Here is an 11,991-nt window from a genome sequence, read left to right as displayed (position 1 = left end):
CGCAGTCCGTGTTCAAAGGAGACGTACGCATGCGGGCGCAGCAGACCGGCGACGAGCAGTGGAACGGACCGCGGCTCCGGGGAACCGCCAGGGTCGCGCGATGGTCCCGGTCCGGCAGTGGCGGAGCCGCCCCTGGATCGTTGCTGCGACTGCACGCGCTTCGGTGTCGCTCGCGGGCCATCGAGGAGCAGCGGCACACGCAGACAGCGGACTGCGGACACATGCCTCCCGTCCAGCGCTCGGCGACACCGTCGGATGCCGCTCACGTGGTTCAGCGCATGCGCCACGACGAGCTGCACCAGCATCCGCCGGGCCCCTCGGTGCGCGTAGTACGCGGGGACCGCAGACTCCTCCCGAACGACCCCGCCACGAACGCGCTGACGGAGGACGAATGGCAGAATCCGCCGCCGGAGACCCGGCGCGGCAACCTCCGGCAGCGGGTGAACATCGACATGGACCCGCAGTCGCTCCCGGAGACCAAGCCCCTGCTCCATGCCAGCCTGGGCTGGCACAGCAGACTGGCGCCGGGCGCGACGTGGGGCAACGGCGTACTGGAGGGCATGGGCCGCCAAGACCCGCGGACGAGGGGCTACTGGGAGCGTCAGGACGCTCGCGACGAGCAGATCGGCCGCGACGCGCGAGCCGTACGCGACGGATACCAGGAGTCCCCGCAGGACCGGCAGGGCCGTCATCAGGCCGTGGACAACACACTGGCCGGTTCCGGCTCACAGGACGCGATGGGTGACCTGCGGGCACTGCTGGCGCAATACGAGGGCGTGGCCGTCGGCGGCCCCCACCACGAGGCGCCGATCGGGAAGTTCCTGGCCGAGAACATGGCCCGGATCCGAGCCGCCGGCGTGCGCACCATCTACCTGGAGAGCCTCCGGGAGGACAGTTACCAGTCCCATGTCGACCAGTTCCTCGCCGGCCGGGCCATGAGTCCCGAGTTGAACGCGTTCGTCGACCACAACGACCGCAGGATGAACCTGGGCGCGAACGGGATGAGAGCGATGCTGACGGCTGCCTTGAGGAATGGCATGCGCGTCAAGGGGCTGGGCGGCCGCCCGGCCCGCAGAGTGATGGAGGCGGAGGCCCTCTACAAACGTGTCGTCGTCATGAACACCTACGCCACCCAGGTCGTCACCAACGCCCGACGCCACCCGTCCGCGTCGGGCGGGTACCTCATGGAAATGGGCAATCGGCACACCGGCATGCGTGCGGGTCCTGCGGCGAACACGACACTGCACGGCGCGGAGTTCCGGCAAGGCGAGGGCTTCCCCGGCGTGGACGACCTGCTGGGCATCCCGGCGGTCGGATTCCAGGACGACCGCCTCCGCCGCCTACCCAACTCCTGACGGAGGGATGCCGGGTAGCCGGGCCCCGGGCAGTGCGCTCGGTCATTCAGTACGTACAGGGCCGGGCCCCCGCCGATCAAGATGGGACATGCCATGCGAGCACATGAAGAGCTGCCCGGCGAGAAGGGCGGAAGCAAAGGACGGATTCCGCACCCGGCGGCGCCCGCGCCCAGGGATCCGGCTCGCGGTCCGACGAATCCGGCAGAGGTCATGGCGCTGCAGCGCTGGGTGGGAAACCGCGCCGTCTCGCGCCTCCTGACGGAGGACCCGCACGTCCACGGTGCCGACTGTGGTCACGACGGCGTCGAGGACACCAGCCCGACCGGTCAGCGTGCCCTGCTCGATGCGGCCATGGCCTCCCCGGCCAGCCCGCTGCCCGGTTCGCTGCGGGCAAAGGCGGAGTCGTTCTACCGGAACGACTTCTCCCCCACCCTCCTCCACGACGGTCCGTTGGCGCAGCGCGCCATCAAGGCGATGGGGGCCCAGGCCATGACGGTCGGCACCCATATCTTCCTCCCCCCGGGGGGTGCTCAGAACATGGCGCTCGTCGGGCATGAGCTCAGCCACGCGGACAAGAACCTCAGGGGCGAACGCGAGACGGGCACCGACAATGGTGCCGGTGTGACCGTCACCGACCCCAGACAGGACTCCGAGCAGACTGCGGACACCGAGGGCACCGCCTTCGCCCAAGGCGTGAGGACCGCCCCGTCCGTCGTCGCCCAGAGAGCCGTTACGGAAGAAGCAGACCAGATGGCCTCGGGCGGCCCGCACGGCGCCTCGAGTGCCCCAGTCCAGCGCGTTGTCATTCCCGGCAATGAAGATCCCGTCGAGCCGCGAACGGTCTACGAAACCCGCGACCAACTCGAGCCGCAGGACCACACGCACGACCACGTGAACGCGGTGCCGGCCGAGCCTCCGACGGTCCAGCGCACCGGGGGTGCCGGTTCGGCCGCAGGCCCCAGCACCGACCCGGCTCAGACGCCCACGAGAGGCCTCCAAAATTTCCTCGACAACTGGATGAAAACATCCAGCGTCCCTGTCGTCGGCCGCTCCAATGCGCTCAAGGCCATTGACGAGTCGGTGCAGGAATGGCTCGGCAGCGGTTACACCATGCAGGGCAACCTGGACGTCAACGAAGCCGAGTTGACTGCCGTCCTGACCGCGATCGACGGCTGGCGGAGGACCAAGACCGGCGGCAGCAGACGCGACAAGGCCGTCACCGAGCTGGATACCAAGGTGCGGGCCGCCCTCGCGGACATCGACGACCGGCGGCGAGGGCGGGAAGAGCAGGATCGGTTGCGCGGCAAGTACTCGGCTATCGATCCACGGATCGAGGGCTATGCCCGCCGCAGCAACGTCCAAGAGGTCACCGTCGACCCAGTGAACAACAAGATGCACCAGGCCCTGACCGGCCACGACGACCAAGGGCAGTTGACTGAGCGGTCCCTCGCCATCCTGGATCAACTCGCGAGCGAGAGGCTGGACAAGCAGCTCAAGATCGCCCGCCAGGGCCAGGTGACCGCAGAGGGCGTCACGGACGACCAGATCCGCGAGCTCATGGGGCGGAACCCGAACGAGCGCACCCGCAAGCCCCGGTTCCCAGAGCTCGATTCCTATCTGGCCAACAGGGGCGCCGAATCCGACACCGACGCCGCGGATCCTGCCGACCAGGAGAAGGTGACCCGGAAGGTCGGGGACACACAGGTCACCGTGTACTGGGACAGCACCGACGCCCTTCGGGAGAAGCGAATCGGGATGCTAGAGGAGGCGATCAGAAAGGTGCAGGAGGCGGGCTACCCCATGCCGAACCTGACCGTATACCTCCCCAAGTACGGCCGGCAGCTCACCGTCACGCCCAATGAAATAACAGAGACGGGTACGCGGAGGGCCCAACGGGCCGAGTTCATCGCCCCCGACAGCATCGCCACCAGCCCCGAAGGCGTCGGCAACCCGCTGACCGAGAAAATTGGCCAGGACTATTACTACCTGTCCACACAACTGGCCCCCGAGGGAACTGGAACCATCGTCCACGAACTCGGCCACTTCCTGCACTACCAGCAGAGCCGCGGCCGGTTTCACGACCTGAACTTTACGCAGTTCGCCCAGGGCAAGGACGCCGTTGCGCATTCCGTGAGCGGCTATGCCACGAAAGACCCCCGCGAGTTCGTCGCGGAGGTTTTTCTTGGGCGCATGTACGGCAAGGAGTTCAGCGATGCCGTCATGGAGATGTACGAGGCACTCGGCGGCCCCGAGCCGTCGGCGGCAGCCACGGCGGCGTCCGCGTGAGTGGAGTGGCTTCCGGGGACGGTTATAAGGACACCCCCCTCCCAGGGCCCCGGCAAGTGCCTGGATCGTCCCGGCCTGGGGTGTTGATCTCGGTGGTGGGCCCCGGAAGCAGGTGAACACGGCACCTGTGGATCATGTAGTTCTCTACGCTGCAAGGTCCACGAAGGTGCCGTGTTCGTTCCTCCGTTATCGCCTGTCGCTGTCCCCGTGCCTCATGTGCCCTGCCTGGAAACCCTCGGCGAGGGTGCCGCCGAGGAGCAAGTCCGCTGCCTGGTCGCCGAGTTCGAGTCGGTCACCGATCCGAGAGGGGCCTGCGGAGTGCGGTACCGCCTCTCCTCGCTGCTGGCCCTGGTGGTCTGCGGGATGACCCCGTCCGGCCACGACTCGATCACCGCGGCGGCGGAGTGGTGCCGACGTGCGACGCCGGAGGAACCGGCCGCCTTCGGCCTGCCCTACCACCCACTCCTCGGCCGCTACCGGGTGCCGAGCGAGAAGACCCTGCGCAGCGTCCTGGGGCGGCTCGATCCCGGTGAGATCGGCGCGGCCGGTTACGACTACCTTCGGCCTCTGCTGTCCGCACAGCCCCGCCGGCCGGATCCGGTGATGCCCGACGGTGGCACCGAGTGTGAACAGCGTCGAGCCCACCGGGCGGCCGCCTGCGCCGAGCCGGTACGACTCCGGCGGCAGGCAATCGCGGTGGACGGCAAATGCCTGCGTGGCGCGAGGCGCCCGGACGGCAGCCGGGTCTTCGTCCTGTCCGCCGTCACGGCAACAGTGTCACTCTCGTCTCCCGGGAGATCGGCGCGAAGACCAACGAAATCCCCGAGTTCGCACCTCTCCTCGACCAGATCGACAACGCGGATCTCGCGGGGGTGGTTGTTACCGCCGATGCCCTCCACTCCCAACGCGACCACGCCACCTACCTGCCCGAACGCGGCGCTCACTACCTGCTGACCATCAAGAACAACCAGCGGGGCCAGGCCCGTCAACTCCATGCCCTGCCCTGGCAGAAGATCCCCGTGATCCACCGCGACGACGCCCGGGACCACGGCCGTCACGAACAGAGGCTCGTGCAAGTCGTCACCGTCGAGGGCCTGCTCTTCCCGCACGCGGCCCAGGTCCTGCGGATCCAGCGCCGTCGCCGTCTCCACGGGGCGAAAAAATGGTCCAGCGAGACCGTCTACGCCATCACCGACCTGCCCGCTGGCACTGTCCGCGCCGGCGCTCGGCATGCGGCTCGGCTTCGCTACCGTCCACTGGTGTCGAGCTGTCACCTTCAACGAGGACAAGTCCCAGGTCAGGACCCACAACACGCCCGCCGTACTCGCTGCCCTGCATGACCTGATCCGCAGCGCGCTCAAGCTCGCCGGCTACGTCAACACCGCCGCCGGACGACGAGCCCACACCGAGCGCCCCCGCGTCCTCGCTCTCTACGGCATCACATGATCAAACCGGACGATCCAGGCACTCGCCGGGCCCTGACTGCGCCCCGAAACTCGCCCAGTGTCGATGACGCCTTGAAAGTCCTGCAGCAGGTGCGCGCAGCACAGCTGGACTCCCGCCAGGTGGTCGTCGTACACGCGCAGATCCGGTGGAGTCACCCGAACTGGCACGACACCTGAGCCGGGATCAGACACGAACCGCCGGAGACGCTCAGTCAGGTGTTCTGCAGCGCACGGACTGGTTGATCCACGTGCGGTTCCGTCTGGGTGGACCGTCCTTGCCCGGCTGCACGGTATACGGACAGAACAGGCTGTTGAGTAGCCACGGAGTTGACTTCTCAGTGAAGTCCGACGTCATAGCGTCGTCTTGGGTCACCCCGTAAGTAGCCACCGCGAGCCTTTCGGTGCTGCGGAACCTCTCGACCTGATCTCGGAAGAAGGTCTTGTTGTTCTCGAACCACGCATGCATGGAAAGGAAATCGTCCCACTTCTTCTGGGAAAAGGCCTGATCGATAGCCCCTCGGATCACCTGCCAGGCCCCCACCCGGCCTGGCGCAGCATCTGCACGAGAGCGAGCGTTGCCGGCCGTGCTCTGCACACCGTGAATTCCCCGCGGCGACAGACTTTCCCGCGGCAACCCAGGGCCCTTGCAAAGTTGAATTCCCCTGACGTTTCCGCTGGTCATCGAAGGACGCGAGGAGGTCGAGCGGGGCGGTGACGGGCGGCGTGCGGCCGCCGGACGTGGCGCCTGGGGGCCTGCCGAACACGCACCCTTGCCCTTCACCTTGCCTCTGGCGCCCTGTCGCTGTCGCGCCCCGGTCTGTTTCTATGGGGGGCTCATCTGTTCGCCCGTACGGACGGCAGCGGAGATGGGGGCGTGGGTGTACGAGCCCGCGGAAGGGCGGAGCGACGCGAAGCGGGTGCGTACACACACTCGGACAGCCGCAGGGTCACACCGAACATGAAGACGTCTGAAGGAGCAGCAGGTTGCGTGTGAAAGGAAACCCCGAGGCGTCCGCGACGCGGCAGCCATCGGCGAGTTCGCGGGCCGGTGGCGTTGGAGCATCGGCCCGTCTGAACATGCTTGCCGCGCTCAGCGCCGGGAGCGGGCCGGAGCGGGAGCAGGGTGCCGCGATGACGGCCGAGGCGAGCCGCAGCGTGCAGAGCACCGCGGGGAACGCCGCGATGGTCCAACTGCTGCGCAGCGGCGGGTCGCACCGTACGGGGGCCGGGGCCGGGGCGCTGTCGGCGCACGCGGGCTCGCACGCCTCCCGTCGCGGGAGCGGTCCGCGACCGGCTTCCCGCGGCGCCGCTCAGCCGGTCCAGCGAATGGAGGCGAGCGGGCCCACAACCGTGTACGGGCCGGGCGGCCCGCTGGACGGTTTGGATTTCCAGGGGAATTACTACCGGTTTGATGATCGGCATGTGCGCGCGAAGGGGTTGCGCGACGAACAGGGAAACTTGATCGGGATATCCTTCCCCACCCAGCCGGGGGACGCGGAAAAGGTTACGTCGTGGGCGAGGAAGCCTCAGCGGACCTCGGACGTGGAGGTCTACAACGTAACCATGAGCGGCGACATCCGGGCACCGCGTCACACCATCGGTACTGCCGCGCCTGCGCCATGGAGCCAGCGCCCCCTGTATATCCATGCCCATGCGAGCAATGAATTCTTTGCCGTGCCAGTGGCGATGAGCGACGGCGCGGGCGCGACTGTCAAGGCTGTAAAGGTTGACGGGGCCACGTTCGGCCGAATCCTGCGACACCACCCGGGTTACCGGGAGGCCGCCCGCAACACCCCGGGGCGGGACGGGCTGCTCATGTCCTGCACCTCAGGCCATCCGATGGCCACAGCGGCCCCGGAGCTGGCGCGGTACATGCACAGCCAGGGCTCGAACCGGACGTGGTACGCACCGATCGGATTGGGTACCCGGATGGATCCCCTCCCCGGCAGGCCGAACGCGTCCGGCTACGGCTCGGCGCAGACCTGGGATGAACACGGGAACGAGATACCTGGCGGTTTCGTCGCTTACCCGCCCCCGGCGGCACACGCCCCCGCTTATGAGCCGTCCCAACAAGCGGGGTACGTACATTCGGGTTATGCGCCCATGCCTTACCCGTCCTATGCCGGGAATCAGGAATCCAACCCTTATCAGAACGCGCCTTATCAGAATTCCCCTTACCCGTACAACCCTTATTCGTACAACCCTAACCAGGGTCCCCCTTATGGGAATCCTTGACCAGGGTAATCGCCCGACGGCCGGTCGTCCCGTAGCCGGTCGTTCTATGGCCGGTCGTCTTATGGCCGCTCGTTCTATGGCCAGGACGATTTCAGAGTCCGGCTGTTCGCGCTCCTGTGCTGGTCAGCGGGTGCGGTGGCGTACGACCCGGGCGACCTGTGCGGCGTGCGGGAAGTCGAGGTCATCGGCGGTCAGGACCTGCACCACGCGGGTCTCCTTGCGGCCGTGCCCCCCGGTGCGGTCGTAGAACTTCGCGGTCACCTCCTTCCAGGGCAGCGTGTGCAGCCCCGCTCGTAGAGACCGGCCTGGTTCTTCTTCACGTACAGCGCGTAGTGCGCCTTCTTGTCCTCGACGAGGAAGCGGGCGTGGCCGCGCTGGGCGTGCAGGGCATCGGCGGTCACGGTCACCCCAGTCGGATCGAACGGGGCCAACAGGCCGGCGAAACAGGTGATTTCATTTGTCTTGTCCGGGACTCGCAGCTGCGTGACGGTCAGCCCGCCACCGGTCATGGCGGCGAGCAGATGCGCGGCCGGGGTGTCACCGTGGCGGGAGCCGCGGGCGCTCTTGCCGTCCACCGCGAGGGTGTCGGCCCCGGCCGGGTCGGTGCCGAGCAGGTCGGCAAGCCCGCCGGGACAGGTGCGGTTGATGATCCGGCGGATGGTCGCCGTGCTGGGCGCGACGCGGACGGCGAACCGGCTGGTGGTGCGGGCACCGAGCCGGGCGAGCGCCTCCTGCGGGGCATTCTTGGCCCACTGGCCGATCGCGGCGAACGAACGCGCTCCGCTCAGCACGGCCGAGCACGCGATCAGCAGCAAGCTCACGAACGGGTGACGCTTCCCGCGCCAGTGCCGCGGATCGGCCAGCGTAGCCAGCCGCTGCGGCAGCCCCGGCCGTGCACGGTGCTGACCCGAGGGCGACTTGATCAGGCAGACGCTGGCAGACTGACGGCACATCGAAGCTCCGGTTCGGCAGGGCGACTTGAGAGGTCACCCGCTCCAACCGGAGCTTCGTTGTGTGCGAGACGGGTCGACCGGCAGTCGCCACACCACCGTGACCTGCGACTTCGCAGCATCACTCGGACTTTGAAACAGCCCCGGGCGGCAACCGGCTTCCTCGCACCGCCGCCACCCCCGCCACCGGCTGAGCACGGGCCGGCGAGCGGTCCCTCTCGACATCGGATCTCCTGGGCATACGAGCGCTGTACATCCTCCCTTGCTCCCGGACCGCACGACGCCGGAACAGGACCGCGGGGGCAGTGCGCACGGACCATACGGGCAGACAGAGCACGACCATCGGAAGCACGACGCTCCCTTCGGCACGGGACAGCCGGCCAACTGCCCTCGAGGGCAGCGACGTTGCCCCGGGACCGGCCCCCGGGGCCGTTTCGGGAGAGAGGCGCGCGCGCGAGGGTGAGGACGTCCCGTCTCGTACCCCGAGGAGAGCAGAGAATGCCGTCCTACCTGTCGCCCGGCGTCTACGTCGAGGAGGTGGCCAGCGGCTCGCGCCCGATCGAGGGGGTGGGCACTTCCGTGGCGGCCTTCGTCGGGCTCGCGCCGACCGGCCCATTGAACGAGCCCACACTGGTGACCAACTGGACTCAGTACGTCAACTCCTTCGGCGACTTCACCGACGGGTACTACCTCGCCCGCTCCGTCTACGGCTTCTTCAACAACGGCGGCTCGGCCGCGTACGTGGTCCGGGTCGGCGGTTCCGCCGAAGACGCCTCCGCGGACGGCGCGGCCCCCGCCGCGGTGACCGGCACCGCCGCTCCGGCAGCGCTGCCCGCCGCCGAGCCGAAACAGCTCGGCACGTTCTCCGTGGCGGCCACGGCGGGGGGCCGGACCGGCCCGCTGACCGTGGAGGTCGCCGACCCCGAGGGCGCGGGCGACTCCGAACGTTTCAAGCTGGTCGTGAAGGACGGCGACAAGCAGCTCGAGACGTTCGACGTGAGCGCCAAGAAGGGCAGCCGCTCCTACGTCGTCACCCAGGTCAAGGAGCGGTCCAAGCTCATCACCGTGACGGAGACCGCGCCTGCCGCGCGGCTGGCCCGCCCGGAGAACCAGACCGTCACGCTGCCCGCGCCGCCCGCCCCGGCTCCCGCTCCCGTACCGTCGGAGCGGGACGCTGCCGCGCACCCCGGCCCGGCCCAGTACCTCGGCGACTCCGCGGACCGTACCGGCTTCGGCGGTCTGGAGGCCGTCGACGAGATCACCATGGTGGCCGTGCCCGACCTGATGGCCGCCTACCAGCGGGGAGCAGTCGACCTGGAGGCCGTCAAGGCCGTGCAGCTCGGACTCATCGCCCACTGCGAGCTGATGGGCGACCGGGTCGCGATCATCGACCCGCCACCCGACATGAATGCCCGTCAGATCCGGGTCTGGCGCCAGGAGACGGCAGGCTACGACTCCAAATACGCGGCCCTGTACTACCCCTGGTTGAAGTCCTTCGACCCGGCCACCGGCAAGACCCGTACGATCCCGCCGAGCGGCCACATCGCCGGCATCTGGGCCCGCAACGACTCCGAGCGCGGCGTGCACAAGGCCCCCGCCAACGAGGTCGTACGCGGCGCGACCGACCTGGAAATGCAGATCACCCGTGGCGAGCAGGACCTGCTCAACCCCATCGGCGTCAACTGCATTCGCGCCTTCCCCGGCCGGGGCATCCGCGTCTGGGGTGCCCGCACTCTCTCCTCCGACCCCGAGTGGCGCTATCTGAACATCCGCCGGTACTTCAACTACCTGGAGGAGTCGATCCTCATCGGCACCCAGTGGGTGGTGTTCGAGCCGAACGACCACGCGCTGTGGGCCCGTATCCGGCGCAACGTCTCGGCGTTCCTGGTCAACGAGTGGCGCGGTGGCGCGCTCTTCGGCCAGCGGCCCGAGGAGGCCTTCTACGTCAAGTGCGACGAGGAGACCAACCCGCCGGAGTCGGTCGACGTCGGCCGGGTCGTGTGCGAGATCGGCATCGCCCCGGTCAAGCCCGCCGAGTTCGTGATCTTCCGGCTGGCCCAATTCTCCAGCGGCAGCGGAGAACTGGAGGAGTAGGCCGCCCGCCCGCACCTCCAGCTCTCGTACGCCATCGTCAAAACCCCTAGAAGGGCACCACACAGATGAGTCTCATGCAGGGTGACTCCCTCACCTCACATAACTTCGGCCTTCAGATCGACGGTGTGATGGTCGAGTACCTCGCGGAGGTCAGCGGCCTCACCCTCGAACAGGACGTCATCGTTAACCAGCAGAACACCGCGCAGGGCAGGAACGACGTGAGCATTCTGCCGGGCGTGCAGAAGAACGGGCAGTGCACCGTGGTGCGCGGCATGACCCAGTCGGACTCGTTCACGACATGGATCAACGACTCGATCAACGGTCAGATGAGCACGGCCCGCAAGAACGCCTCCATCATCCTGATGGACTACCAGGACAACCCGGTGAAGCGGTACAACCTGCGCAACGCCTGGTGCAGCAAGATCGACGCCAGCAGCCTGAAGGCCGGCGAGGCCGCCGCGCTCACCGAGACCGTGACCATCGTCTTCGAAGAACTGGTCATCGAGTAATGCGGCGCACGGCTGCCGGTACGCCGGACGCGGGCACGGCCGCCGCGGCGCTGTCGGCCTCTCCGACAGCGGCGGCGGAAGCGGAGTTCCCCTCTCCGTCTTCCACCGCCGCTCCCGCCGACGCGGCACCGCGGGTCCTGCGCACCGAGTTCCCCTTCCAGCTGCCGCGCGGATACGTCGACGAGTCGGGCACGGTGCACCGGGACGGTGTGCTGCGTCTGTCGACGGCACGGGACGAACTGATCCCGCTGCGTGACGTCCGGGTCCAGGAGAATCCGGCGTATCTGTCGGTGGTGCTGCTCGGCCGGGTCATCACCCGTCTCGGCACGCTGCCGATGGTCCACGACGGGATCGTGGAGAGCATGTTCGCCTCCGACCTCGCGTTCCTCCAGGACTTCTACCGCCAGGTCAACGCCGAGGGCCACACCCGCGCCGCGGTGGAGTGCCCGCACTGCTCCGAGCCCTTCGAGGTGGAACTCGGCGGGAGCCGCCTGGGGGAATCGTGACGTACGCGACCGACCGGCTGCACGAGGAGATCGCGTACGTCGCCTATCACTTCCACTGGAGCCTGGAGGCGATTCTGGATCTGGAACACCACGACCGCCGCCGGTACGCGGACCAGATCGCGTCCTTCGTGACGCGCGCCGGGGCGGAGGGCTGAACTGTGAAGTTAATGGACTGGCTGCGGGGCCGCGGCGGTCGCGGCCAGGGCGGCAACCCGGACGGGCGTGTCGGTGACGACGGCCGTGACAGTCGTCAGCGTCATGACGGGGATGCTCACACGGGCGTCGCCGCCGCCGGGGAACCGGCGGCGGCCGGGGCCGTGACCGGCGGCGCGACGCCCTCGACCGGCTGGCCGGGGCTGCCCCCGATTCAGCGGTCCGTGGCCGACGGCCGGGCGGCCGGAGTCGCGGACGCCGGGTTCAGCGGGCGGCTGCCGACGTGGCAGAACCCGTCGTTCCTGGGGACGCCGTCCGGCATCGGGGTCCTGGACGCCTCCCCCGGCAGTCTGCTCTCGGGGGCGCTGACCAACTCGGCCCGACCGGGGACGGGGCTCGAACGGCCCGTGGACACCCCGGCCTGGACGACGGCAGCACGGGAGCCGACGGTGCAGAGG

11 protein-coding genes and 1 pseudogene are annotated in these 11,991 nt (G+C 68.5%); 9 read left to right on the top strand and 3 right to left on the bottom strand.

Translation table 11 applies throughout. The annotated features are described in order from the left end of the window. Nucleotides 1-29: 29 nt before the first annotated feature. The 3 genes and pseudogenes from ACTWQR_RS51105 (at nt 30) to ACTWQR_RS51095 (ending at nt 5,087) form a co-directional block, all read left to right on the top strand. Nucleotides 30-1,355, top strand: a complete 1,326-nt coding sequence (locus ACTWQR_RS51105) for a hypothetical protein (RefSeq protein WP_443234204.1) — start codon at nt 30-32, stop codon at nt 1,353-1,355. Nucleotides 1,356-1,448: 93 nt separating this feature from the next. Next, entirely contained in the window at nt 1,449-3,641 is a 2,193-nt protein-coding gene (locus ACTWQR_RS51100) for an eCIS core domain-containing protein (protein WP_443234203.1), read from the top strand. A 171-nt stretch (nt 3,642-3,812) separates the two neighbouring features. Continuing rightward, nucleotides 3,813-5,087: pseudogene (locus ACTWQR_RS51095) on the top strand (ISAs1 family transposase). 207 nt (nt 5,088-5,294) lie between these two features. On the opposite strand, the gene ACTWQR_RS51090 reads toward ACTWQR_RS51095, so the two are convergent. Then, nucleotides 5,295-5,681 carry a hypothetical protein gene (locus ACTWQR_RS51090; protein WP_443234202.1) on the bottom strand — a complete coding sequence of 129 codons (387 nt, stop codon included), beginning with the start codon at nt 5,679-5,681 and terminating at the stop codon, nt 5,295-5,297. A gap of 482 nt (nt 5,682-6,163) precedes the next feature. Between ACTWQR_RS51090 and ACTWQR_RS51085 the strand changes: the two genes are divergently transcribed. Next, entirely contained in the window at nt 6,164-7,321 is a 1,158-nt protein-coding gene (locus tag ACTWQR_RS51085) for a hypothetical protein (RefSeq protein WP_443234201.1), read from the top strand. Between the two features lie 123 nt (nt 7,322-7,444). Here the strand turns inward: ACTWQR_RS51085 and ACTWQR_RS51080 are convergent, their stop codons facing one another. Continuing rightward, complete coding sequence (locus ACTWQR_RS51080) at nt 7,445-7,582, bottom strand: hypothetical protein (RefSeq protein WP_443234200.1); 138 nt, start codon at nt 7,580-7,582, stop codon at nt 7,445-7,447. Next, nucleotides 7,579-8,274: an ISAs1 family transposase gene (locus tag ACTWQR_RS51075; protein WP_443234199.1), complete on the bottom strand. Its 696-nt coding sequence runs from the start codon at nt 8,272-8,274 to the stop codon at nt 7,579-7,581. Before ACTWQR_RS51075 ends, ACTWQR_RS51080 begins: the two co-directional genes overlap by 4 nt. A gap of 495 nt (nt 8,275-8,769) precedes the next feature. Here ACTWQR_RS51075 and ACTWQR_RS51070 point away from each other — a divergent pair, with 495 nt between their 5' ends. From ACTWQR_RS51070 to ACTWQR_RS51050, 5 genes are all read left to right on the top strand, one after another. Continuing rightward, nucleotides 8,770-10,365, top strand: a complete 1,596-nt coding sequence (locus ACTWQR_RS51070) for a phage tail sheath subtilisin-like domain-containing protein (RefSeq protein ID WP_443234198.1) — start codon at nt 8,770-8,772, stop codon at nt 10,363-10,365. A gap of 65 nt (nt 10,366-10,430) precedes the next feature. Beyond that, complete coding sequence (locus ACTWQR_RS51065; RefSeq protein ID WP_443234197.1) at nt 10,431-10,874, top strand: phage tail protein; 444 nt, start codon at nt 10,431-10,433, stop codon at nt 10,872-10,874. Then, the gene (locus tag ACTWQR_RS51060) at nt 10,874-11,380 is read left to right on the top strand and encodes a hypothetical protein (RefSeq protein ID WP_443234196.1); all 507 of its coding nucleotides are present in this window, start codon (nt 10,874-10,876) and stop codon (nt 11,378-11,380) included. The genes ACTWQR_RS51065 and ACTWQR_RS51060 overlap by 1 nt, the downstream gene beginning before the upstream one ends. After that, entirely contained in the window at nt 11,377-11,535 is a 159-nt protein-coding gene (locus ACTWQR_RS51055; protein WP_443234195.1) for a DUF6760 family protein, read from the top strand. The genes ACTWQR_RS51060 and ACTWQR_RS51055 overlap by 4 nt, the downstream gene beginning before the upstream one ends. A 3-nt stretch (nt 11,536-11,538) precedes the next feature. Continuing rightward, nucleotides 11,539-11,991: hypothetical protein (locus ACTWQR_RS51050; protein WP_443234194.1), on the top strand; the 453-nt coding region annotated here is incomplete at its 3' end.

The sequence above is a fragment of the Streptomyces sp. 2A115 genome (assembly GCF_052245575.1).
Lineage (GTDB): Bacteria > Actinomycetota > Actinomycetes > Streptomycetales > Streptomycetaceae > Streptomyces.
The sequence above is the reverse complement of the archived record's forward strand: the minus strand, read 5'-3'. Positions and strand labels throughout refer to the sequence as shown.

Bases quoted from the DNA above. Each gene is read 5' to 3' on its own strand.
- ACTWQR_RS51105 (WP_443234204.1), top strand. From the start codon at position 30: ATGCGGGCGCAGCAGACCGGCGACGAGCAGTGGAACGGACCGCGGCTC.
- ACTWQR_RS51100 (WP_443234203.1), top strand. From the start codon at position 1,449: ATGCGAGCACATGAAGAGCTGCCCGGCGAGAAGGGCGGAAGCAAAGGA.
- ACTWQR_RS51085 (WP_443234201.1), top strand. From the start codon at position 6,164: ATGCTTGCCGCGCTCAGCGCCGGGAGCGGGCCGGAGCGGGAGCAGGGT.
- ACTWQR_RS51075 (WP_443234199.1), bottom strand. From the start codon at position 8,274: ATGTGCCGTCAGTCTGCCAGCGTCTGCCTGATCAAGTCGCCCTCGGGT.
- ACTWQR_RS51070 (WP_443234198.1), top strand. From the start codon at position 8,770: ATGCCGTCCTACCTGTCGCCCGGCGTCTACGTCGAGGAGGTGGCCAGC.
- ACTWQR_RS51065 (WP_443234197.1), top strand. From the start codon at position 10,431: ATGAGTCTCATGCAGGGTGACTCCCTCACCTCACATAACTTCGGCCTT.
- ACTWQR_RS51060 (WP_443234196.1), top strand. From the start codon at position 10,874: ATGCGGCGCACGGCTGCCGGTACGCCGGACGCGGGCACGGCCGCCGCG.